This is a genomic window from Micropruina sp. (assembly GCF_047602085.1).
Classification (GTDB): Bacteria; Actinomycetota; Actinomycetes; order Propionibacteriales; family Propionibacteriaceae; genus Micropruina.
Window position 1 is genome coordinate 277,338 of record NZ_JASGID010000002.1, and the last position, 23,865, is coordinate 301,202.

Consider the following 23,865-nt stretch of genomic DNA (forward strand, 5'->3'; position numbering starts at 1 on the left):
TTCGGCCATCGAGCGGGTTGCCCCTGACACGCTGAGGGGCGGCCTCAGGCGGACTCGCGCATGGTCAGCCCGCTGGGCAGATTCGCCGGCGACTCGGGCTCGCGCTCGGTCAGCTCAGCGAACCGTCGGGGTTCACCCGGAACACGTCGACCTTCACCTCGAGTTTCGATTTCTTCGACTCGGTGTAGATCACGCCCTTGAGCGGTGACACGTCGCGAAAATCCCGGCCCCAGGCGGTGACGATGTAGCGCGAGTCGGCGAAGTGGTCGTTGGTGGGGTCGAGGTCGATCCACTCGCCGCCCGGCACCAGCACCGAGGTCCAGGCGTGCGAGGCGTCCGCACCCTCGAGCTTGGGCTGACCCGGTGGCGGGGAGGTCTCGACATAGCCAGACACGTAGCGGGCCGGCAGACCCACCGATCGCAGGCAGCCGACCGCCAGGTGCGCGAAGTCCTGGCAGACCCCGCGGCGCAGCCTCAGTAGTTCGGGCAGGGTGGTTCGAACCGAGGTGGCGCCCAGCTCGTACGTGAAATCGCGGTAGATGGTTGAGTACAGCCCGACCAGGGCGTCACCCAGTGGACGCTGCGGCCACAGGATCGCGCGGGCGTACTCCAGCACCTCCGGCCCCAGCTCGACCAGTTCGGACGGCAGCAGAAACTCGGCGTGCACCACTGCGTCGGCCTCTTGCTCGACCCGGGCCGCCGCTTCGGCGACCGTGAAGGCGTTCAGCGATTCGAGCACCGGACGCGGCCACGCCACGTCGACGAAGGCGATCTTGCTCACCACCAGCTCGCGGTGCGGTTCGCGAATCTCGACGTAGTAGCTGTGATTGCCGAAGTGGTCGACGTGCGGCGTGATCACCTCCGGCTCGGGCGACACCAGCACTTCGTTGTCGACCACCTGCTGCGACCAGGTCTCCAGCGGCCGCAGAAAGCCCCGCTCGTAGCAGGCCTCGACGACGTCGTCGTAACGGTAGATGGTCGAATGCCGCACCCGGTAGCGGCGCGGTGCGTAATGGTCGGGAAGGGTGTCACTGGTCATCGGTCACCTGCCACGGGTTGCCCCAGCCGGAAGCCTGCGCCCGGCGCGGTGCCTGGCGCACGAAGTGCCGGGCCGTCAGGGTGTCGGAGAGCCGGCGGAACTCGATCTCGAGTGCGGCGAGTTGCACGGCGAGCCGTTCGGGGTGCAGCAACTGTTCGATGTCGACCGCGCCCAACTCACCTGCCAATCGCAGTGCCAGGGCGGCCGAGGCCTCGTCGCCCAGCAGGGACAGATCGGCGGCCAGCGACTCGGCCTGATAGATCACCGAGCGGGGGTTCACCCGATCGAGCAGCAACAGATCGACCGCCGACTCCAGCGCCATCGTGGGGCCGGTGCCGGCGGCGGCCCGGCGGCGGTGGGTGATGATCGACTCGCCGGCCCGCAGCACGCCCTCGACCACCAGCTCGTCGACCGCGCGGCCGCGCGCCGCCGTGACCGTTCGGCAGAGCAGGGCCAGCGTCATCTGGGCCCGTTCCATGCGGCAGCCGGCATCGAGAAAAGCCCACGACTCGTCGCGCACCATGCTCTGCGCCATGATGCCGGCCAGTGCGAGCAGCGATTCGAGCACGTCGGCCAGCAAGGGCTGCAGTTGGTCGTCGTCGTCCGGGGTTTCGGCCAGGGTCTGCTGCAGTCGTCCGATCACTGACCAGGTGTCGACGCTCAATAGGTCGCGGACGTGCTGAGCCGCGTTGGTGACCTGAATGGCGCAGTGCCGCACGGTGCCCGAACGCGCCGCGTCGAGCACGGCCCGGCGCAGGTACGACAGGGACGACTCGCCCACCCGGATCGCCCCGGTGACGGTCACCCAGGCGACGGCGTCGAGCAATACGTCGGTGGCGCGGGAACCGGGGGTGCCACGCAGACTGCTGTTGTCTTCGGCGAAGTCGTCGACCACCTTGAGCAACCGGGCGGTTCCCTCGGCCCGCTCGGCATAGCGACCCATCCAGTACAGATTGTCGGCTACCCGCGGCGGCAATCCGTTGGCCCGGGCGATCGGCGGCAGCCCGAGCCGGCGGTTGCGCGCCACGCTCGGCTGCTCGGCCTCGGAGCCGATCACCCAGACGTCCTTGGCCATCGCTCCGGTGTAGTTCGACACGGTGTACTCGTCCATCGTGGCCGCCACCCGGCCCAGGCCCCCGGGCAGAAAGTGGTAGTCGTCATCGCGGGCCACCCCGAAGGTGCGCAGCACGAACCGTCGCGGCTCGAGCCCGCCTCGGCTCACCACCGGCGCGGTCGACAGTTGCATCGGCTCCTGGCCGCACCAGGCCCACGGCTGTGCGGTGATGGCGGAGGCCAGGTCGTCACGCTCGTCCGCGGTGAGTTGCCAGCCGTAGCGCAGCGAGCCGGTGTGGCGCGAGATCGGCTTGATCACCAGCCGGGACAGGTTGGCCAGCACGTGCGAGCGGGACGCGTCGTCACCGCACCACCAGGTGGCCGGCATGGGCAGCAGCAGGTCTTCGCCGAGCAGCGCGCGAGCGGCTGCATTCAGGTGCGTGATCAGCCCGGGGTTCTCGAGCACGCCGGCCCCGACCGGGTTGACCACCGCGACGGTGCGCTCCCGGGCCGCCTCGATCAGACCGGGCAGCCCGAGCTGTGAGTCGCCGCGCAGTTCGAGCGGATCGGAGTAGGCGGCATCCACCCGGCGCAGAATCACGTCCACCTGTTCCAGCCGGTCGCCGGCCCGCAGCCAGGCCTTGCCCTGGTGCATCACCAGGTCGTCGGCCTCGACCAACGGAAAGCCCAGCAAGGTGGCCAGGTAGGACTGCTCGAACGCGGTCTCGCTGCCCGGCCCGGGGGTGAGCAGCACCACCCGTGGGGGCTCGGTCGCCGAGGGCGAGGCGTCTTGCAGCGCGGCGGTGAAGGTCTGGAAGAAGCCGCGCAGCCGGGCCAGCGGGGTCGAGCGGTGCAGGCCGGCCATGACCCTGGAGATGATCCGCCTGGTGGCCATGGCGTACCCGGGGCCGGACGGCGCCTGGGTGCGATCTGAGATCACCGTCCAGTGGCCGTCGGTGGCGCGCCCCAGGTCGGTGGCTGCCACGACGAGCTGGCGTCGTCCTGGTGCCCCGATGTTGTCGGTCTGCCTGATGTAGCCGTCATGGGCCAGGATCACCTCGGGCGGGACCACCCGCCGGCGCAGCAGCGTGCGTTCGCCGTACACGTCGCTGAGCACCAGGTCGAGCAGGTTCGCACGCTGCCGCAGCCCGGCTTCGAGGTGTTGCCACTCACCCGCACCGATCACCACCGGAATCGGGTCGACCGCCCAGTGACGGCTGCCGCTGCGTTCGGTGCCGTAGGTGATGCCCTCGTCGGACGCGAATGCGCGCGCCTCAGCCCGAGCCGCCTGCAACCCCGCCATTCCCATGGCGTTGATCGCCGCCCCCAGGGTGGCCTGATCGCTGCGCAGTCCGGTGTCGGTGACGACCTCGTCGACAGCGCCGGCACCCAGGCGGTCGCGATACTCGTCGAGTACGCCACCCTCGATGCTCATCGCCGCAGACATGCCGCCACCTTACGGGTTTGCGGCTGATGCCCCATCACTAGCCCAAATGGCCGGACTAGCCCAAATGGCCGGACTAGCCCAAATGGCCGGACTAGCCCAAATGGCCGGGCTAGCCGACATGGCCGGGTGAGTAGCGGCGCAAGTCGAGGGTGCAGGGGTACTCGGTGCCCATCGGCCCGAAAATCGCTTCGGCCGCAGGCCAGGCCGCGGTGTCGATCGGCCCGGGCGTGTGGCCCTGCTCGCTGAACCGTGAGGCCCGACGCGACTCGGCTTCGACCGCGTTGACCGGGTAGGTGTCGTAACTTCGCCCGCCGGGGTGTACCACGTGATAGGTGAAGCCGCCCAGCGACCGGTTGTTCCAGGTGTCGACCACGTCGAAGACCAGCGGTGCGTGCACGCCCATGGTGGGGTGCAGCGCTGACCAGGGCGCCCACGCCCGGTACCGCACGCCGCCGACGAACATGCCGGTGGCGGCCGGCGCGTCGTCCGCACCCACCGCGGTACCCCAGCCGCCGTTCTCGACGGTGGTCAGCGGCACCGGCACGCCGTTGCAGGTGACCACGTGGCGGCCCTCGACCAGGCCCGCGACCGCCACCTGCACCCGTTCGACCGACGAGTCGACGTAACGCGCCGTACCGCCCGAGGTGGCCTCTTCACCCAGCACGTGCCACGGCTCGATCGCCTGCCGCAGTTCGAGGTGGACGCCCGCCACCCGGGTTTCACCCAGCCGCGGAAAACGGAATTCCAGAAACGGGTCGAGCCAGGCCGGGTCGAATCGGCTGCCCGGTGCGGTCTCGGCCAGCCAGTCGTTGACGTCGGCCACCACCTCACGCAGGTCGGCGGCGGCGAACGCGGGCAGCAGAAACCGGTCGTGCAGCCGGGTGCCCCAGCGAATCAGCCGGCTGCGATAGGGCCGATCCCAGAACATCGCCACCAGGCAGCGCACCAGCAGCGCCTGCACCAGTGCCATCTGGGCGTGCGGCGGCATCTCGAAGCCGCGCAGTTCGAGCAGGCCCAGGCGTCCGCGCTGCGAGTCGGGCGAGTACAACTTGTCGATGCAGAACTCCGAGCGGTGGGTGTTTCCGGTCAGGTCGGTGAGCAGGTGGCGCAGCAGCCGGTCGGTGTTCCAGGGCAGCGGCGGCCCGCCCCACGGTGGCGCGAACCTCTCCGCGTCGGCGGTCACCCGGTCGAGTTCGGCGAAAGCGATCTCCATCTCGTACAGGGTTTCGAACCGGCCCTCGTCGAACCGGGGGGCCTGCGACGTGGGGCCGATGAACCGTCCGGAAAAGACGTACGACAAGGCCGGATGATGCTGCCAGTAGGTGAGCAGCGAGCGCAGCAGGTCGGGCCGCCTAAGCAGCGGCGAGTCGCTCGGGGTGGCCCCGCCCAAAGTGAAGTGGTTACCGCCGCCGGTGCCGGTGTGGGTGCCGTCCAGGTCGAACTTTTCGGTCGCCAGCCGGGTCTGCCGGGCGTCTTCGTACAGGCTCACGGTGAGGTCGCGTTGTTCGGCCCAGCTGCTCGTCGGCTGGGTGTTCACCTCGATGACGCCCGGGTCGGGGGTGACCGAGAGGGTCTTGGCGCGCAGGTCGAAGGGCAGCGGGTAGCCCTCGAGCACCACCGGCAACTCGATCGCCGCGGCCGCGCCCTCGACCACGCTGAGCAGTTCGAGGGCGTCCTCGAGCCTGGTTACCGGGGGCAGGAACACATACAACCGGCCTTCCCGCTCCTCGACGCACAGCGCGGTGCGCGGCGACTCCTCGATGTCTCGGACGACCGCGGCCGGCGCCTCGCCCTCGACGATGATCGGCAGCAGCCCGGTCATCTCCAGCGGGGAGCGTTCGATGTCGTCGGGTGCGGTGTTCCAGGCCAGCGACGACAGCGGCAAGCGATAGCCCAGCGGGGAGGTGCCGGGGGTGAGGAATAATTGCTTGCGTCGCGGCCGCCAGCGTGCCGTTGCCCACTGGCCCTCGTCGGCGAGCCGGAACACCGGCACCACCCAGCCGCGCGCAGCACCCCGGCCGGTGTCGATCTCGGCCACTTTCGCGGCCCGGGACGCCTCGTCGGCCAGGGCCGGGTCGTCGGGGTCGGGGTCGTCGGGACGGGCTCCGTCCGGGCGCTGCGCCTCGTTCATCAGCTCGACCAGCGGGTCTTCGTAGGCGGGCAGCACGTGGCTCATCGGCACCCCCAGACCGCCGGCGATGTAGACCGCCAGGTCGCGGGCCGCGGTCTGGGCCGCTCGGGATCCGGGTTCGACCACCGGCTCGTCCCAGGGGTTGGCCAGCAGTGTGCGGTCCTCCCAGATCGGCACGCCGTCGGGACGCCAGGTGATCGCGATGTTCCAGCGCGGCAGGTCTTCGCCCGGGTACCACTTGCCCTGGCCGTGGTGCACCACGCCGCCGGGCGCCCAGCGCTGTTCGAGCCGGGTGGCCAGGGCCTGGGCCAGGGCCCGCTTCTCGGAGCCGTCCGCGGCACTCTCCCATTGCGGCGTCGCGGTGTCGTCGGCTGAGACGAAGGTGGGTTCGCCGCCCATGGTCAGCCGCACGTCGCCGCCGGCCAGCAGGGCGTCCACCCGCTCGCCGAGGGCGTCGACGGCAGCCCACTGGTCGTCGGTGTAGGGCTTGGTGACCCGCGGGTCCTCGTGCACCCGGCGCACCGTGTTGCTGAAGTTCATGGTGACCGCGACCGGGGCGGTGGCCCCGGTGATCGGGGCGGCCGACGACGGGTGCGGGGTGGCTGAGAGCGGAATGTGGCCCTCGCCGGCGAACAGCCCCGAGGTGGGGTCGAGGCCGATCCAGCCGGCGCCGGGCACGAACACCTCGGCCCAGGCGTGCAGGTCGGTGAAGTCTTCGGCCGGGCCGCTGGGGCCGTCCAGCGCCTCGACGTCGGAGGTCAACTGCACCAGGTAGCCCGATACGAAGCGGGCCGCCAGCCCGGCCTCGCGCAGCACCGACACCAGCAGCCAGGCGCTGTCACGGCACGAGCCCAGGGCATTGCCCAGGGTGGTGTCGGGGGTCTGCACGCCGGGCTCCATGCGCACCGTGTAGGCGATGTCGTGCTGCAGCGCGGTGTTCACCCCCACCAGGAAGTCGACCATGCGGGGCAGCTCGTCACCGCTCAGCCCCGCGTAGCGGTCGGTGATGTGGCGTTGCACCCAGGCCAGCACCAGAGGGCCGGGGCCGGGCGCGGCACCCTCGCCGACGCGGCGCAGATACGGCTCGAGGTCGGCCCGCAACGCGTCGGGGTAGGCGAAGCCGAACCGCTCGGCGTAGGGCTCGAGAAAAAAGTCGAACGGGTTGATCACGGTCATGTCGGCCACCACGTCGACGGTGATGTCGAGCTCTTTGACCGGCTCGGGGAAGACCAGCCGGGCCAGGTAGTTGCCGAACGGGTCCTGCTGCCAGTTGATGAAGTGGTTGCGGGGTGACACGTTGAGCGAGTACGCAGCGATCGGCGTGCGCGAGTGCGGTGCCGGCCGCAGCCGCACCGTATGGGGAAACACCTCCACCGGTTCGGCGAAGGTGTAGGTCGTACGGTGTTCGAGCGCTACCCGGATCGTCACCAGAGTGAATGTAGTGGGCCGATGCCCGGCCGGACACCAGGCCCACCGGTACCGAAATGTCACTGAAACGCAGCCGAGAAAGATCGGTAGCCTGGTCGGATGACTTCGAAGGATCCCACCCAGGCCGAGGCGCCGGCCGTTACGGACGCACCCGTCGTCCCCGACGACTGGGTGCCGTCCGCGACCCGGCGCGTGCGACGGCCCAGGGTGCTGTGGATCGCCGCCGCCGTGTTCGTGGTGCTGGCGCTGGTCGGCAGCTTCGCGTGGGCCTTGCGTCCGCAACCGAACCAGAACGGCGTCGCGGCAAGCACCGCGCAACAGGCGGTGCGCGGCTTTCTCGACGCGCTGGCCGCCGATGACGCCGACCAGGCCCTGCAGTATGCGCTGAACCGGCCCACCGACACCACGCTGCTCACCCGCGCCGTGCTTGAGTCGTCGCACCAGACCGGGGCGCTCACCGTGGTGAACGTGCCCGAGGTGACCGGAGCGGGCACCGTGCAGGTGCCGGCCGAGGTCAGCTTCGGCGAGCACCGGGCCACGATCACCTTCTCGGTGACGCCGACCGAGGCCGGCTGGCGCCTCGGCCAGGTCACCTCGACCATCGACCCCGGCCCGCTGCCGTCCGACCTGATCGCGAGCCTGAACGGGCAGCCGCTGAGCGGCACCTCACACCTGGAGGTGTTCCCCGGCCTGTACACGTTCAGCGAGAAGGTGCCCGAGATCGCCCTGGAAGGCAACCCGGTGCTGGTGGCGGCCGTCGGCGAGGACGTCCGGGCCGGGCTGCAGCCCACGCTGACCAGCAAGGGCGAGAAGGTGGCCAATGCGCTCGCGGCTCGCGCCGTCGACGAGTGCATGGAGCAGCGCAAGCCTGAGCCGAAGGACTGCCCCAACAGCGTCACGGTGGCGCAGGGGCAGAAGATCGACACCAAGACCATCAAATGGAACCTGGTTGGCAACCCCTGGAAGAACGCCACCTACACCCTCGACGTGACCGACCCGACCCAGGCCCGGGGTGCCACCACCTTGACGTTCCGGTTTCGCTGCACGCTCACCCAGAACGGTGAGAAGTACACCGTCGACCAGACCAATTCCGTCGACATGCGCTACCTGCTGACGGTGACCGATCACGAGTCGGCCGTTGTCTGGCAGCGGGTCGGCTGACGCCGAGACCGACCCCTCGCCGCGCCGCTGCGTTGTGCTGGGCGGGGGCGGGCTCAGTGGAATCGGCTGGCTGCGGGGCGTGCTCGACGAACTGCCGGACGTGCTGCACACCGCCGACCGGGTGGTCGGCACGTCGGCTGGCGCATTGCTGGCCGCACGATTGCTCGGGGGCGGCGATGCCGACGATCTGCGACTCCTGGTGAACGAACTGGCCGGGGTGCGGGTCAGCCTGGCCGCTGCGTCGAGACTGCTCGCGGCCCAGGTGGCACCGAGCCGCCGGCACGCCCTGCAGTGGCTCGGCTGCCGTGCGGTACGGCCCGTGGCGCTCGGCGAGGCGGCATTTGTCGACCTGGTCGGCCGGGCGATCGGCCGCACGGCGTGGCCGGCGTCGCTGATCGTGGTCGCGGTGGACGGCCACAGCGGACGTCCGGCCTACTTCACCCGGCGCTCAGGGGTGCCGCTGGCCCCGGCGGTGGCGGCCAGTTGCGCGGTACCGGGGGTATTCCCCGCGGTGCACATCGAGAGCCGCCCCTACCTCGACGGCGGTTTGCGCACTCCCGCGAACGCCGATCTGGCCACCGGGTGCGACCGGACGCTGGTGCTGGCGCCGCAGCCGCGCTCGGTGCGCAGCCTGCGCCGTCCGGGGCATCAAGCGCAGCGGCTGCGCGCCGGCGGGGCCGAGGTGGTGCTGGTGCAGGACGAGTCCTTCCCGGCCCACAGCATGGCGGTGAACGGCCTGCCAGCGGCCCGGGAACGCGGCCGGCGGGCCGGGCGGGCGTCCGCCGCCGAGGTCCGAGAGCTGTGGGGCTGGTGACAGGACGCCAGGGAAGCGCTGATCTTTGCTGTTCGAGCTTGTCGAGACCTCGCATAGCGTGCCCTCACTAGGGGTTTCGACAGGCTCAACCAGCGAGGGGTGCGTCGGTCAGCGCTTCGCTAGACCAGTGCCGAACGCGGCCGGCCGAGCTCGTGGTCACGATGCTGGGTCAGCCACAACCGGTGACAGGTGATCACCACGGTCAGCCAGGCGATGCCCAGGCACCAGGCGGCGAGCACGTCGGTCAGCCAGTGATGGCCCAGGTAGACCCGCGACATGCCCATCGCGCCGGCGTACAGGACGCCGATCGTCACTGTCGCCACCCGGGCCAGGCGGCGGGCGAGGTGGGCCAGTAGCAGGTAGACGACGATGCCGGTGATCACCAGCGAGTTCAGCGAATGCCCGGACGGAAAGGACGGCGACGTCTCCGGCGGCGGGATGGACAGCTCCAGCGGCGGGCGGGTCCGGCCGACCAGCCGCTTGCCGACCACGGTCATCGGCAGCGATCCGGCCACCGCGATCGCCATCAGCACCAGCGGCGTCCAGCGGCGCCAGCGCAGGCAGATCGCGCCGACCACCACCGCCGTGATCGGCACCATCCACAGCGTCCCGCCGGTGGCGCTGAAGGCGGCGGTTGCCGCGGTCAGTTCCGGCGTCCGGACGCCGACCATCCAATCCAGCACCGGTTGGTCGACCTGCGCCACCCCGGTGTCGGTCAGCACCGCCTCATAGATCTCACCGGCCAGCCAGGTTGCCCCGACCGCCAGCCCCCCGGCGAGGACGATCAGCAGCAGCGCGGCCAGCTCGGCGTTGCGCAGCCGCCGCGCCAGGGCGTCGAAGCCTCGCTGCAGCCAGCGGCCGGCGGGCGTCCGCCAGAGGGTGAGGTCGCGAGCCCCGATGCTGCGTTCGGGTTCGGACGGGAAAGGGGGGCGCACCGAGCAAGTCTGGCAGTGCGACCGTAGGGTCGCCACACCTCCACGGGTGCTCGCGACACTCTCGTGGTCGCATACGGGGGCCTGAAGTTCGTGGCTTCTACGTGCCTGGCGCGGGTATACCCCGGGTGTATGGACGGCTCCGACGGACGTGTTGCCCTACTCGATCTGCGCCGTGAAGGTGAGGTCGACAGCGGCCTCGACCATGCAGGCCAGAGCTTCCTCGGCGGTCGGAGGTCGGGCCCCTGACCACAATGCCCAACCGGTCAGTGGTGCTCGGGGAACTCCCGCCTGGCGAGGGATTGTGTCAGGCTGTGCGGCAGTGGGTGTCGCGATCGGCAGGGTCGCCGGAACGCGGTCGCCGACCTCCGCAACCTGTGAGGAGCCGACATGTTTCGCAAGATCCTGGTGGCCAACCGGGGCGAGATCGCCGTCCGGGCGTTCCGGGCCGCGACCGAACTGGGCATCGGCACCGTGGCCGTGTTCCCCTACGAGGACAGGTTTGCCGAGTACCGGCTGAAGGCCGACGAGAGCTACCAGATCGGCGAGGTGGGACACCCCGTCCGGGCCTACCTGGACGTCGACGGCATCATCGCCGCCGCACTGGACGCCGGCGCCGACGCGATCTACCCGGGCTACGGATTCCTCAGCGAGAACGCCGGCTTCGCCCAGGCCTGCGCCGACAACGGCATCACCTTCGTCGGCCCCGGACGCCCGATCCTGGAATTGACCGGTGACAAGGCCAAGGCCATCGCCGCCGCCCGTGAGGCCGGGTTGCCGACGCTGCGCGGCGCGGACGCCTCCGACGACGTCCCCACCCTGCTGGCCGCCGCCGACGAGATCGGCTACCCGGTATTCGTCAAGGCGGTTTCCGGCGGTGGCGGACGCGGCATGCGCCGGGTCGACGACCGGGAGAGCCTGGAGCCCGCCCTGATCGAGGCGATGCGCGAAGCCAAGGCGGCATTCGGCGACGCCCGGATGTACCTGGAGGAGGGGGTGATCGGCCCGCGGCACATCGAGGTGCAGATCCTGGCCGACACCCAGGGCGGCGTGATCCACCTGTTCGAGAGGGACTGCTCGGTGCAGCGCCGGCACCAGAAGGTGGTCGAGTTGGCGCCCGCGCCCAATCTCGACCCGGCGCTGCGCGACGCGATCTGCGCCGACGCGGTGAAGTTCTGCCGGCACATCGGCTACACCAACGCCGGCACCGTCGAGTTCCTGCTGGGCGCCGACGGCCGCTACGTGTTCATCGAGATGAACCCGCGCATCCAGGTCGAGCACACCGTCACCGAAGAGGTCACCGACGTCGACCTGGTGTCATCCCAGATGCGGATCGCCGGCGGCGAATCGCTGGCCGGCCTGGGGCTGCGGCAGGAGGACATCTCAGTCCGCGGCCAGGCCCTGCAGTGCCGGGTGACCACCGAGGATCCGGCCAACGGCTTCCGTCCGGACACCGGCCGGATCTCGGTGTATCGCAGCCCGGGCGGCGCCGGCGTCCGGCTGGACGGCGGGGTGGTGTTCGGCGGCTCCGAGGTCGGTGCCCACTTCGACTCGATGCTGGTCAAGCTCACCTGCCGCGGCCGCGACCTGGTCGCCGCCGCCCGGCGGGCCAACCGGGCGCTGAACGAGTTCCGGATCCGCGGCATCTCCACCAACATCGGCTTCCTCGAGGCGGTGATCTCCGATCCCGATTTCCTGGCCGGACGCGCCACCACGTCCTTCATCGACGAACGTCCGCAGCTGCTCACCCAGCGGATCCCGGCCGACCGCGGCACCAAGCTGCTCACCTATCTGGCCGGTGTCGCGGTCAACAAGCCGAACGGCGAGTGCCGCACCACGCTGATCGCCCGCGACAAGCTGCCCGCGCTCAGCAAGCAGGAACTCCAGACGCCGCCACCGGCCGGGTCGAAGCAGTTGCTGCTCGCCGAGGGACCGGAGCGGTTCGCCCAGGCGTTGCGCGACCAGACCGCCGTCGCGGTCACCGACACCACCTTCCGCGACGCCCACCAGAGCCTGCTGGCGACCCGGGTGCGCACCCGCGACTTGCTGCACGTCGCGCCGCACATCGCCCGGATGCTGCCGCAGCTGTTCTCGATGGAGTCCTGGGGCGGCGCCACCTACGACGTCACGCTGCGCTTCCTCAAGGAGGATCCGTGGCAGCGGCTGGCGAAGTTCGCCGAGGCGATGCCGAACATCCCGCAGCAGATGCTGCTGCGCGGAAAGAACACCGTCGGCTACACCCCGTACCCGCTGAAGGTGACCAGCGCCTTCGTCGCCGAGGCGGCCCGGACGGGGTGCGACATCTTCCGGATCTTCGACGCGCTGAACAACATCGACCAGATCCGGCCGGCGATCGAGGCGGTGCGGGAGACCGACCACGGCGTCGCCGAGGCGGCGCTGTGCTACACGGGCAATATGACCTCGCCCGGCGAGACCCTCTACACCCTCGACTACTACCTGCGGTTCGCCGAACAGCTGGTCGAGGCCGGGGCGCACATTCTGGCGGTCAAGGACATGGCCGGTCTGCTCCGGGCGCCCGCCGCGGCCAAACTGGTGCGCGCACTGCGGGAGCGGTTCGATCTGCCGGTGCACCTGCACACCCACGACACTGCCGGCGGCCAGCTGGCCACCCTGCTGGCCGCGATCGAAGCCGGGGTGGACGCCGTGGACGTGGCCTGCGCGGCCTGGGCTGGCACCACCTCGCAGGTGTCGATGTCGGCGCTGGTGGCGGCCACCGACGACACCGAACGGGCCACCGGGCTGTCGCTGGCGGCGGTCACCGACCTGGAGCCGTACTTCGAGGCCGTCCGGCTGCTCTACACGCCGTTCGAGTCGGGGCTGCCCGGCCCGACCGGCCGCGTCTACACCCACGAGATCCCCGGCGGGCAGTTGTCGAACCTGCGCCAGCAGGCGATCGCGCTCGGGCTGGGGCACCGGTTCGAGGACATCGAGAACATGTATGCCGCGGCCAACCGGATCCTGGGCAACCTGGTGAAGGTGACCCCGTCGTCCAAGGTGGTCGGCGACCTGGCGCTCGCGCTGGTCGGGGCCAACGCCGACCCGGACGACTTCGAGGCCAACCCGGGCACGTACGACATCCCCGATTCCGTGATCGGCTTCCTGAACGGCGACCTGGGCGACCCGCCGGGAGGCTGGCCGGAGCCGTTCCGCAGCAAGGCGCTGGCCGGACGCACCGCGAAGCCGGTCGAGACCGAGCTGTCCGCGTCCGAGGCCGAGGCGTTGGAGCGCGAACCGCGGCGGACGCTGAACCGGCTGCTCTTCCCGGGCCCGACCCGCGACTACGAGGACGCCGTGGACGAGTTCTCCGAGCTGTCGGTGCTCTCCACCCGCGAGTTCCTGCACGGCCTGGCCGTGCACCAGGAGCACGAGGTCGAGCTGGAGCGCGGCAAGAAGCTGCTGCTCGGGCTGGAGGCGATCGGTGAACCGGACGCCCGCGGCTTCCGCCAGGTGGTCTGCACCATCAACGGCCAGATCCGGGTGGTGTCGGTGCGCGACCAGTCGGTGAAGTCCGAGGTCGCCGTCGCCGAGAAGGCCGACGCCGGCAACCCGGGCCACGTGGCGGCCCCGTTCTCAGGCGTGGTGACGCTGACCGTCGCAGTCGGCGACACCGTCGCAGCGGGCCAGAGCGTGGCCACCATTGAGGCGATGAAGATGGAGGCCGCGATCACCGCGCCGCTCGGCGGCACCGTCCAGCGGCTCGCCATCGGTCCGGCCCAGGCCGTCGAAGGCGGGGATCTCCTCGTGGTGATCGGCTAAGGGCACCGACTCCGCCGTCGTCCGGCGGAATTCTCCGTCGCCCCGCGGGTCGCTTCGTCGTCCCGGCGGGCGCGCCGTGAACACGATGTTGCGCGCAGGTAACGCGTGGCCCGGTGAACGCCGCCCGCTGTGGTGCTGGCCGCCCCGGGGTATCGCTGGTCGAATGGGAGCAGTTCACCAACCGTCGTCTCGGGGGTGAGCCGCGGACGCCAGGGGCGTCCGGCAGCCGAGCCAATGTCGTCCTCGGACGACATCGTCGACCGGGGAGAGAGAGGAGTCCCCGGTGCCGATTCCGGCCGATCCCGCAGGACGGGAGACCTATCTCCTGGACCGGGCGCACGTGTTCCACTCGTGGAGCGCCCAGGCCGCCCTTGACCCCATGGTGATCAGCGGTGCGTCCGGCAGTCGCGTCACCGACGCCGACGGCAAAACCTACCTCGACTTCTCCGGGCAGCTGATCTACACCAACCTCGGGCACCAGCACCCGGCGATCGTGGCAGCCGTCCAGGAGCAGGCCGGCCGGCTGGGCACCATCGCCCCGCAGCACGCTGTGGAGGCCCGCTCGCGGGCCGCCGCGCTGATCGCGCAACGGACGCCTGCCGGGCTGAACAAGGTGTTCTTCACCAACGGCGGCACCGACGCCAACGAGCACGCCATCCGGATGGCCCGGCTGCACACCGGCCGGTACAAGGTGCTGGCCCAGTTCCGCAGTTACCACGGCGGCACCCAGACCTCACTCAACGTCTCCGGCGACCCTCGCCGCTGGGCCACCGACTACGGCAACTCCGGCGCGGTGCACTTCTTCGGGCCGTTCCTCTACCGCTCGGCGTTCGGGGCAGCCACCGAGGCGGAGGAGTGCCGGCGGGCGCTCGACCACCTCGAACAGCTAATCGCGATGGAAGGCCCGGAGGCTTTCGCTGCGCTGATCCTGGAGACGATCCCGGGAACAGCCGGTGTGATGCCTCCGCCGCCCGGCTACCTCGACGGCGTCCGCGAACTGTGCGACAGGTACGGCATCGTGCTGATCCTGGACGAGGTGATGGTCGGCTTCGGCCGCACCGGCGCCTGGTTCGCCGCCGACCACTACGGGGTGGTGCCTGACCTGCTGACCTTCGCCAAGGGCGTGAACTCCGGCTATGTGCCGCTCGGCGGGGTGGCGATCAGCGACGAGATCGCCGCCACCTTCGCGCACCGTCCCTACCCGGGCGGCCTGACTTACTCGGGCCACCCGCTGGCCTGTGCCGCCGCGGTGGCCGCCATCACCACCATGGCCGAGGAGGGCATCGTCGAACGGGCCGCCCAGCTGGGCCGGGACGTGCTGGGCCCGGCGCTGCGCCGGCTGCAGGCGAAGCATCCCAGCGTCGGCGACGTCCGCGGCCTGGGCTGCTTCTGGGCGCTGGAGCTCGTCGTCGACCGGGAAACCCGGGAGCCGCTGACCCCCTACGGCACGGTCAACCCGGCGATGGCCGAGATCGCCGCCGCCGCCCGCGACGCGGGGCTGCTGATCTTCACCAGCATGCACCGGGTCCACCTCGCCCCGCCGCTGACCTGCACCGAGGCCGAGATCGCCGAGGGCATCGACCTGTTGGACGGCGTCCTCGACCGTGCCGACCGGCATACCCGCCCGACCCCCACCGCCAGGATCGCCTGACTGCGAACGGAGCACCATGTCTGCCACTGAAACCCAAACCACGACCGAATCCGGCGGCACGACCACCGAACCCGTCGGTCCCGCGCCGACCATCCCGACGAAGGACGCCTGGCTGAGCCAGGCTCGGCTGCGGCACTGGGGCGTCAACGCCGCAGTCTTCGCCGGCGTCCTGCTGGTGTGGTGGGCGATCACCGCCACCGGCCTGATCCAACCGCTGTTCCTGCCCAGCCCCGGATCGGTCGTGGCGGCCTTCGGCGACGCCTCCAGCTGCCGTCCGGTCGCCGAGGGCAGCGCCCGGATCGTCTGCGGCGAACAGGGCTATTTCCTCTGGGAGCATCTGCTGGCCAGCCTGCAACGCATCGGCATGGGTGTCGCCGGCGGCATCGTGGTCGGTGTCGTGCTGGGCTTCGCGATGGCCCTGATCCCCACCTTCGGCAGGCTCTCGGAGCCCTACCTCAACTTTCTGCGCTCGCTGCCGCCGCTGGGCTACATCGGCCTGCTGATCGTCTGGTTCGGCATCGGCGACACCTCCAAGGTGTGGCTGCTCTTCCTGGCGGCCTTCCCGCCGATCGCGATGGCCACCATCGACGGCGTCCGCAGCATTCGCACCGATCGGCTGCAGGCCGCGCAGAGCCTGGGAGCCAGCCCCGTTCAGGTGATGCGCCACGTCGTGCTGCCCGGCAGCCTGCCGTCGATCCTGAGCGGCGTCCGGATCGCCGTCGGATTCGCCTGGACGACGGTGGTGGCCGCCGAGCTGAACAACGGCATCCCCGGCATCGGTGGGCTGGCCTACCTCTCCGGCACCCAGCTACAGACCCCACTGACCATCGCCTGCATCATCATCATCGGCCTGGCCGCCATCACCCTCGACTTCGGGATCAAGCGGATCACGCAGTTGCTGGTGCCCTGGCAGGGCAAGGCCTGAGAAAGGACGGTACTGACGTGACACGACTTGCTGCCCACCGACCCGCACTCCACCGCCTGACCGGTTTGGGTGTGGCCGCGATGCTGGCCGCCGCGGCTGCGCTCAGCGGCTGCACCACGGCCCGCGAGGCCGAGGCCATGGCGAACGCCGGCACCACCACCACCTGCCCGGTGACCGGCAACCCGGACGTGAAGGGCGCCGTCCGGATCGGCTACCAGGCGATCCCGAATGCCAACCTGCTCGTCCGCGATCAGCGCTGGCTGGAGGCCTGCCTGCCGAACGCGACCATCACCTGGATCAAGTTCGACTCCGGGGCCGACGTGGTGCAGGGTTTCGGCTCGGGCTCGGTCGACCTGGCCACCCTCGGCTCCAGCCCGGCCACCAAAGCGCTGTCGGCGCCGCTCAACGTCGACATGCGGGTGGTCTGGATCGACGACGTGATCGGCAAGGCCGAGTCGCTGGTGGTCAAGGACACCTCGATCACCACCATCGCCGGGCTGAAGGGCAAGACCATCACCACCCCGTTCAGCTCCACCTCGCATTACAGCCTGCTGCAGGCACTCGCCGACGCCGGCCTCAACCCGGGCACCGACGTCAAGCTGGTCAACCTCAGCCCGGACAAGATGCTGGCCGCCTGGCAGGGCGACCAGGTGGACGCCGCCTGGGTCTGGGACCCGGTGCTCAGCGAGCTGGCGCAGCACGGCAAGGTGATCACCGGTAGCGACGTCACCGCCGAGAAGGGCCACCCGACCTTCGACCTGGAGGGCGCCACCGGTGCCTTCGTGGCCGCCAACCCGGCCTTCCTGGAGACCTGGACGGCGGTGCAGAACCACGCCGTGCAGGAGCTCGCCGCCAACCCGCAGGCAGCAGCCCAGTCGATCGCGGTGCAGCTAGGCTCGACGCCGGAGGCGGTCACCGCCCAGCTCAGCGGCTATCTGTTTCCCGACGCCCACAAGCAACTCGAACTCACCGCGGCGCTGCCCAGGCAACTGGCGGCGACTGCCGAGTTCCTCAAGTCACAGGGCGACGTCGACGCGGTCAGCCCTTTGAAGACGTACACCGACGGGGTGTACACCGACGCGATCAAGAAGGTGGCCTGAGATGACCGCAACCATGAGTTCCCCGGCCGGTGAGGCCGGCCTGACCCAGCCCAAGATCGAATTCGACCGGGTCACCAAGGTCTACCGGACGGACTCCGGCGACCAGGTGGTGGCCCTGGCCGAGACCAGCCTGACCGTCACCGAGGGCGAGTTCATCTGCATCGTCGGGCCGTCCGGCTGCGGCAAGAGCACGCTGATGCAGATGCTGGCCGGCTTCCACCACCCGACCACCGGCCGGGTGCTGGTGGACGGCGTGCCGGTGACCAAACCCGACCGCAACCGTGGCGTGGTGTTTCAGCAGGCGAACCTGTACCCCTGGCTGACCACCCGGCAGAACGTCGAGTTGGGCCCGCGGCTGAGCGGGGTCGGACGCGTCGAACGCAAGCAATGCGCCGACTACTACCTGGACATGGTCGGGCTGGCGAAGTTCGCCGACCGCAAGCCCTATGAGCTCTCCGGCGGCATGCAGCAGCGGGCGCAGATCGCCCGGGTGCTGGCCAACGACCCGAAGGTGATCCTGATGGACGAGCCGTTCGGCGCACTGGACGCCCTGACCAGGGAGCGGATGCAGGTCGAGCTGCTGCAGATCTGGCGGGAGCGCCGCAAGACGGTGGTGTTCATCACCCACGACGTCGAGGAGGCGATCTTCCTCGGCAGCCGGGTGCTGGTGATGACCGCCCGTCCCGGCCGGGTGCTGATGGACCTGCCGGTGCACCTGGCCGACGGCGTCCCCGGCCCCGAGCTGCGTTCCCAGGCCAACTTCGTCCAGCTACGCGACCAGGTCACCGAGGCCATCTACCGGGCCCAGGACGGGACGACCAAGTGAGTGCTGGCGAGGCCCGGGTGGCGGTCGTCACCGGCGCCAGCAGCGGAATCGGTGCGGCCTGCGCGGTCGCGCTGGCCGACGCCGGTTTCCGGGTGGTGCTCGGTGCCCGCCGGCTCGACCGGTTGGCCGAGGTGGCCGCGCGCTGTGGTGGCCTGGCATTGCCCTTGGACGTGACCGACCAGGCGTCGGTGGACGCGTTCGCGGCCGCCGTGCCGCGCTGCTCGGTGCTGGTCAACAACGCCGGGGGTGCACTGGGCACCGATCCGGTGGCATCCGCACGCATCGAGGACTGGCAGTGGATGTACGACGTCAACGTGCTCGGCACGCTGCGGATGACCCGGGCCCTGCTGCCTGCCCTGCTGGCCTCGGGTGACGGCCAGGTGATCACCATCGGCTCGATCGCCGCCCGCGAGCCGTACCGGGGCGGAGCCGGCTACAACGTGGCCAAGCACGGCGTCGCGGCGCTCACCCGGGTGCTGCGGATCGAGTTGCTCGGCCAACCGATCCGGGTCTGTGAGATCGACCCGGGCATGGTGCAGACCGAGTTCAGCCTGGTCCGGTTCCGTGGTGACGCGGACGCCGCCGACGCCGTCTACGCCGGGGTGGAGCCACTCACCGCTCAGGACGTCGCCGAGACCGTCGCCTTCGTTGCCACCAGGCCGAGCCGGGTGAACTTCGACCAGATCGTGATGCTGGCGCGCGACCAGAGTTCGGCGCAGGTGGTGCACCGCCGGGCGGAACCCTCCGCGCAGTGACCTCAGCACTGCTCGCCGCGGTGGCGGTCGCGGTGGCGGTGGCGATTCAGTTGGCCAGCGGATCCGGGTTCGGGCTGCTGGCGGCACCCCTGCTGTTGCTCGTCGAACCGGACGCGGTGCCCGTGCCGCTGCTGTTGGTGACTGTGCCGGTGATGCTGGTCGCAGCCTGGCAGGACCGGTCCGGGTTGGCCGGTGGCTTCGAGCTGGGCCGGGTGGTCGCAACCGCGGTACCGGCGGCGGTGCTGACTGCTGCGGTCGCGCCACAGGTGCTGGCGCCGGCAACGGTGCTGGCGCTCGGCGTCTTGGAGGTGGTGGTGGCAGGTGCAGCGCTGACCGGCTGGCGATGCGCCGACGTCCCGGTCGTCGCCCCGGCCGCCGGGCTGGCGAGTGGGGCGTTGGCGGCGCTGGTTGCCACCCCTGGACTGCCGGTCCTGGTCGTGTACCGCAACCCGGCCCCGGCCGCGTACCGGGCCAACCTCGCCGTCTACTATCTGGTGATCACGGTGGCGTCGATCAGTTTCATCCAGGGGCTGCGCGGGATCGGGCCGGACGCCCTGGCGGCCACGGCCCGCCTGCTGCCGGGGGTGGTGGCCGGCTGGCCGCTCGGCGCCTGGCTGGCCGGGTTGGTTCCCGGCCGGCAGCTTCGGCCGGCCGGGCTCACGCTGGCCGCGTTGGCCGGTGTTGCGCTGATCCTCAAGGCGGCCGCCAGCTGTGACCGCGGGCGATGAGGGGCGGAAGGGGACGGACGTGGAAACCGGTGGTGCGCCGAAGCACGAATGGGTGCGGCAGGTGCTGGAGCGGGAGCTCAGCGACGGCCGGTTCCCGCCGGCCCGGCCACTGCCGCCCAGCCGGAGGCTCGCCGAACGGTTCGAGGTATCCCGGACGACCATCGACACCGCGCTGCAGCAACTGGTGGCACGGGGGCAGTTGGTCAGCCGTCCCCGACGGGGCTTCTTCCCAGTCGCGGTGACGGTCGCCGAACCAGCCGATGATCGGACCGCACCAGACCGGGTGCTGTGGGCGGACCACTTGGTGGTGCGCCCCGACCCGTGGATCGATCGGGCCGTTCAGGTGCCCGACTATCAGAGCTATCCCTTTCCGTTTCTTCCCGGACAGCCGGAGCACGGATCGTTCCCGGTGCGGGCCTGGCTGCGCGCGGCGGCCCGCGCCTTCGACGGTGACCAGGGCGGACGGGCCACGCTGGACGCTGGCGACGGTGACGACGCGGGGTTGTGCCGGGCGATCGTCGAGGAGGTGCTGCTGCCGCGCGGGATCGCGGCCCGACCCGACGAGGTGCTGATCACCAATGGAGCCCAGCAGGCGCTGACCCTGATCGCCCGAACCCTGATCGGCGCCGGAACCCGGGTCGGCATGGAGAACCCCGGCTATGTCGATGCAGCCAGGATCTTCCGCAACGCGGGGGCGGAGCTGTCGCTGCTCCCGGTCGGACGCCAGGGTGTGCGGCTGTCTGATCGTCCGGATTTCAGCCTGCTGTATCTGACCCCGAGCCACCAGCATCCGACCAATGTGACGATGCCGGCGAGTCGGCGGCAGGCGATCGTCGATGCGGCGTCGGCGCACGACCTGATCGTGATCGAGGACGATTTCGACTCCGAGATCCGGTTCCGGGGTGAGCCGCAGCCGCCGCTGCGGGCACTGGACGGCAGCGGCCGGGTGATTCACGTCGGCACCTTCTCGAAGGTGCTCGCCCCCGCCTTGCGGCTCGGCTACGTGGTGGCGGACGCCGCACTGATCACGCAGCTGCGACACGCTCGCTATCTAAGCAGCAAACACCCTTCGGGTGTGGAGCAACGCACTTTGGCGCTGTTCATCGCCTCGGGTGACTTCGCCCGGCAGGCGTCTCGGCAACGCGCCGCACTGCGCGCCAAATGGGAGGTCGCCGCCGAGGTTCTGGGTCAGGACTTCCCGTGGCCCGACCAGGCGCTGCCGAGCGGTGGCGCCGGACTGTGGCTGACCGGACCGCCCGGCTATGACACCACGGCCCTGCTCGACCGGGCGCGGCAGCGGGGCGTGCTCTTTCAGCCTGGAGGGCTGTTCTTTCTCGACACGCCGGCGCCGACCAACCAGCTACGACTCGGGCTTAGCGCGATTCCACTCGACCGGGTTCGACCTGGTGTGCAGCGGTTGATCGAGGTCATCTGAGCTGAGTGCAGACGGTGAATCGCTGAACAAGCACGGGTGAAGCACAGCCCGATGTCACGCGGACGTAACGTTCGCGTGCCACGCTGCGAGAGCAACCCCGAAGGAGGTCCGCAATGGCGCCACAGTCCGTCCTCTTTGTCTGTACGCACAACGCCGGCCGCTCGCAACTCGCGGCGGGTTTCCTCGGCCAGCTCGCTGCGGGCACGGTGCGGGTCGAATCGGCCGGAACCGCACCCGCCGACGCGCTGAACCCATCCGTGGTGGCGGCCATGCTTGAGGTGGGTGTCGACCTGCGCGAAGAAGAGCCCCAATTGCTCTCGGCCGAGATGCTGCAGGGCGCTGACCTGGTGGTCGCGATCGGTGTCGACCTGGTCGGGGTGGTTCCCGCCGGCCGCTACGTCGAGTGGGACTTTCCCGACCCCGCCGACAGCCGGCTGCCGGCCGTCCGGCCGATTCGCGACGCGATCAGAAGCAAGGTGGTCGAGCTGCTGGCCGAGCTCAACGCTCCCGCCGCGGCCTGATCACTGCGGCGTGGGGGCGGTCTTTGACCCGCCGACCAGCTTGAGCCCGATCATGGCCGCGACCAGGCCGAACAGCAGCAGCCCTCGAACGGGCCCCAGTGGGTCGCCGAAGGCCAGCACTCCGACGATCACGGTGCCGACCGCTCCGATGCCGGTCCAGATCGCGTAGGCCAGGCCCAAACTGATGGTCTTGATCGCCTTGGCCAGGCATTCGAAGCCGGCGATCGCGCAGGCCAGGAAGACCCAGAGAAACCGGGCGTCGTGCTGCTCGAGCTTCAGGGCGGTGGTCATGCCGATCTCGAAGCCGCCCGCGGCTAGCAGCCACAGCCAGGCGTTCATGCCAGCACCTTCAGCCCGATGATCATCGCCACGACAACCCCCAGCAGAGCCAGCGCGGCCGGCCGCAGCCGTTCGCCGAAGGCCAGCGCACCCACGATCACGGTGCCGACCGCGCCGATGCCCGTCCAGACTGCGTAGGCGGTGCCGAGCGGAATGGTCTGCATGGCCTGCGAGAGCAGGGTGAAGCTGATCGCGGCACAGACCAGGAACGGCACGACGAACCATTTGCTGCGTTCTTCGAGCTTGAGGCAGGTGGTGAAGCCCACCTCGAAAACTCCGGCCGCTGCCAGGGTGACCCAGGGGTCCATGATCCCCACCTCTCTATTTCGCACGGACGTGCTGACACGGCTTTTCTAGCACGGTCGTGCGATATCTGCCAACTTCGCACGGCTGTGCTACAACTGCCTCATGCCTCGGGTGGTGGATCATCGGCAGCGTCGCGACGAGCTGGTCGACGCGGTCTGGCAGTTGATCATCGAGCAGGGGCTGCCGGGCATCACGATCCGGGCTGTGGCCGAGCGCAGCGGCTGGTCGAGTGGGGCGGTTCGGCACTACCTGCCCACCCGTGAGGCGATCCTGGACGCCGCGGCCCAACGGGTCGGCGAGGTGATCGAACAGCGGGTCCGGGCCGTGGGAGCCGAAGGATCGCCGCTGGAGCTGCTGGCCGAGGTGCTGATCGCCGTGCTGCCCACCGACCAGCCGAGTCGCCGGGCGTCCGAGGTGTGGCTGGCGTTCGTCGGCCAGGCGGTCAGCGACCGGGCGATCGCCGACGCCCAGGGCATCGTGTACCGCGACCTGAACCGGCTGCTGGTCGACCTGCTGACCGCCCTGATCACGATCGGTTACGTCGTGGACGGCGGCCCGGAGGCCGTGGCGTGCGAATTGCAGGCGCTGCTGGACGGGCTCACCGTGCATGTGCTGCTCGGACGGGTCGAGCCGGCCAGAGCCGAAACTGTGCTGCGAGCAGCGGTGCGCCGGCTGGTCGTTGCGTGAGTGCCGTGCTGGCTACTTGACGCTCAGCGTGTAGGACTTCGTACTGGCCTTGACCAGGTCGGTGCCGGCGTAGTTGACCGTCAGGGTGTGCTTGCCCTTCTTCAGCTTGGGCAGCGTGATCGAGATCACGCCCTTCTTCTTGCTGGTCAGCTTGCCCGTGGCGATGGTCGTGCTGCCGTCCACCACGGTGACGGTTCCGGTCGGCTTCGAGGTGGCCGAGGTGCTCACCGTGACCTTGGCGGTGCCCTTCTTCTTCTTGTTCTTGGTCTTGGCGCTGAACGACGCCTTCACCTTCGAGCTGAACTTCACCACCGTGAAGTGGAGGTACTTCGATGCCAGGGTGCCACCGTCGTTGCCGGCCAGCAGCCGCACCCAATATGCGCTGGGGTCGTCATTGGGTGCAAGGGTCGCCGGAATGGTGAGCTGCACCGAGAACGAGCCGGACGCGTCGGGCACGTTCGCCGCCTTGGTGGTGGTCACCGTGCCGGCGGCGTCGACGGTGCCGTCCGGCTTGCCCGAGGTGAACCTCAATGCACCGTCGTTCAGCTTGTAGGCCAGGAACCCGCCGGAGGGACGCTGGTCGAAGCCGGTTCCGATCAGCGTGATCGTGCCGCCGGGGGTCACCTCGACCGTCGCGATGGTCAGGGTGCCGTTGCCGGTTTCGGGCCGGGGTGCGGCCACCGCCCTGTGCTGCGGCAGCAGGCCGCCGCCGAGCAGCGCGATGGCCGCCCCGGTCGCCACCAGCCGCGTCGCCCATCGGCCGAGGCCGGCCCGGGTCACAGTGTCGGTCGTCATCTCGTCGTCTCCTTG

Annotated in this window: 19 protein-coding genes; 12 read left to right on the forward strand and 7 right to left on the reverse strand. The window is 70.1% G+C overall.

Annotated features, from left to right (window positions below; genetic code table 11):
* Nucleotides 1–109 precede the first annotated feature (109 nt).
* The 3 genes from QM721_RS02115 to QM721_RS02125 all read right to left on the reverse strand — a co-directional run bounded on the left by QM721_RS02115 (nt 110) and on the right by QM721_RS02125 (nt 7,098).
* Entirely contained in the window at nt 110–1,039 is a 930-nt protein-coding gene (locus tag QM721_RS02115) for a transglutaminase family protein (protein ID WP_415118506.1), read from the reverse strand.
* Nucleotides 1,029–3,539: a circularly permuted type 2 ATP-grasp protein gene (locus QM721_RS02120; RefSeq protein WP_415118508.1), complete on the reverse strand. Its 2,511-nt coding sequence runs from the start codon at nt 3,537–3,539 to the stop codon at nt 1,029–1,031. Before QM721_RS02120 ends, QM721_RS02115 begins: the two co-directional genes overlap by 11 nt.
* A gap of 109 nt (nt 3,540–3,648) precedes the next feature.
* Nucleotides 3,649–7,098 carry a DUF2126 domain-containing protein gene (locus QM721_RS02125; RefSeq protein ID WP_415118510.1) on the reverse strand — a complete coding sequence of 1,150 codons (3,450 nt, stop codon included), beginning with the start codon at nt 7,096–7,098 and terminating at the stop codon, nt 3,649–3,651.
* Between the two features lie 99 nt (nt 7,099–7,197).
* Between QM721_RS02125 and QM721_RS02130 the strand changes: the two genes are divergently transcribed.
* Together QM721_RS02130 and QM721_RS02135 are read left to right on the forward strand one after the other, a co-directional pair.
* Nucleotides 7,198–8,259 carry a hypothetical protein gene (locus QM721_RS02130; protein ID WP_415118512.1) on the forward strand — a complete coding sequence of 354 codons (1,062 nt, stop codon included), beginning with the start codon at nt 7,198–7,200 and terminating at the stop codon, nt 8,257–8,259.
* Complete coding sequence (locus tag QM721_RS02135; protein WP_415118514.1) at nt 8,237–9,073, forward strand: patatin-like phospholipase family protein; 837 nt, start codon at nt 8,237–8,239, stop codon at nt 9,071–9,073. Before QM721_RS02130 ends, QM721_RS02135 begins: the two co-directional genes overlap by 23 nt.
* Nucleotides 9,074–9,192: 119 nt before the next feature.
* Here QM721_RS02135 and QM721_RS02140 read toward each other — a convergent pair whose 3' ends face one another.
* Entirely contained in the window at nt 9,193–10,008 is an 816-nt protein-coding gene (locus tag QM721_RS02140; RefSeq protein WP_415118516.1) for a phosphatase PAP2 family protein, read from the reverse strand.
* Between the two features lie 387 nt (nt 10,009–10,395).
* Between QM721_RS02140 and QM721_RS02145 the strand changes: the two genes are divergently transcribed.
* The 9 genes from QM721_RS02145 to QM721_RS02185 all read left to right on the forward strand — a co-directional run bounded on the left by QM721_RS02145 (nt 10,396) and on the right by QM721_RS02185 (nt 21,723).
* On the forward strand, nt 10,396–13,782 hold the full coding sequence (locus tag QM721_RS02145) for a pyruvate carboxylase (protein ID WP_415118518.1): 3,387 nt from the start codon (nt 10,396–10,398) through the stop codon (nt 13,780–13,782).
* Nucleotides 13,783–14,065: 283 nt separating this feature from the next.
* Entirely contained in the window at nt 14,066–15,433 is a 1,368-nt protein-coding gene (locus QM721_RS02150; RefSeq protein ID WP_415118520.1) for an aspartate aminotransferase family protein, read from the forward strand.
* Between the two features lie 16 nt (nt 15,434–15,449).
* Entirely contained in the window at nt 15,450–16,358 is a 909-nt protein-coding gene (locus tag QM721_RS02155) for an ABC transporter permease (RefSeq protein WP_415118522.1), read from the forward strand.
* 17 nt (nt 16,359–16,375) lie between these two features.
* Nucleotides 16,376–17,458: an ABC transporter substrate-binding protein gene (locus QM721_RS02160; RefSeq protein WP_415118524.1), complete on the forward strand. Its 1,083-nt coding sequence runs from the start codon at nt 16,376–16,378 to the stop codon at nt 17,456–17,458.
* A gap of 1 nt (nt 17,459) precedes the next feature.
* On the forward strand, nt 17,460–18,284 hold the full coding sequence (locus tag QM721_RS02165) for an ABC transporter ATP-binding protein (protein WP_415118526.1): 825 nt from the start codon (nt 17,460–17,462) through the stop codon (nt 18,282–18,284).
* The gene (locus QM721_RS02170; RefSeq protein ID WP_415118528.1) at nt 18,281–19,039 is read left to right on the forward strand and encodes an SDR family NAD(P)-dependent oxidoreductase; all 759 of its coding nucleotides are present in this window, start codon (nt 18,281–18,283) and stop codon (nt 19,037–19,039) included. Before QM721_RS02165 ends, QM721_RS02170 begins: the two co-directional genes overlap by 4 nt.
* Nucleotides 19,036–19,767: a TSUP family transporter gene (locus QM721_RS02175; protein WP_415118530.1), complete on the forward strand. Its 732-nt coding sequence runs from the start codon at nt 19,036–19,038 to the stop codon at nt 19,765–19,767. Before QM721_RS02170 ends, QM721_RS02175 begins: the two co-directional genes overlap by 4 nt.
* 19 nt (nt 19,768–19,786) lie before the next feature.
* Nucleotides 19,787–21,202 carry a PLP-dependent aminotransferase family protein gene (locus QM721_RS02180; RefSeq protein WP_415118532.1) on the forward strand — a complete coding sequence of 472 codons (1,416 nt, stop codon included), beginning with the start codon at nt 19,787–19,789 and terminating at the stop codon, nt 21,200–21,202.
* Nucleotides 21,203–21,315: 113 nt separating this feature from the next.
* A complete protein-coding gene (locus tag QM721_RS02185) occupies nt 21,316–21,723 on the forward strand; it encodes a low molecular weight phosphatase family protein (protein WP_415118534.1) in 408 nt (135 codons plus the stop codon).
* Here the strand turns inward: QM721_RS02185 and QM721_RS02190 are convergent, their stop codons facing one another.
* On the reverse strand, nt 21,724–22,062 hold the full coding sequence (locus tag QM721_RS02190; protein ID WP_415118536.1) for a DMT family transporter: 339 nt from the start codon (nt 22,060–22,062) through the stop codon (nt 21,724–21,726).
* The gene (locus tag QM721_RS02195; RefSeq protein ID WP_415118538.1) at nt 22,059–22,370 is read right to left on the reverse strand and encodes a DMT family transporter; all 312 of its coding nucleotides are present in this window, start codon (nt 22,368–22,370) and stop codon (nt 22,059–22,061) included. The genes QM721_RS02190 and QM721_RS02195 overlap by 4 nt, the downstream gene beginning before the upstream one ends.
* 100 nt (nt 22,371–22,470) lie before the next feature.
* Here QM721_RS02195 and QM721_RS02200 point away from each other — a divergent pair, with 100 nt between their 5' ends.
* On the forward strand, nt 22,471–23,055 hold the full coding sequence (locus QM721_RS02200; RefSeq protein ID WP_415118540.1) for a TetR/AcrR family transcriptional regulator: 585 nt from the start codon (nt 22,471–22,473) through the stop codon (nt 23,053–23,055).
* A gap of 12 nt (nt 23,056–23,067) precedes the next feature.
* Here QM721_RS02200 and QM721_RS02205 read toward each other — a convergent pair whose 3' ends face one another.
* Entirely contained in the window at nt 23,068–23,850 is a 783-nt protein-coding gene (locus QM721_RS02205; RefSeq protein WP_415118542.1) for an Ig-like domain-containing protein, read from the reverse strand.
* Between the last annotated feature and the right edge of the window lie 15 nt (nt 23,851–23,865).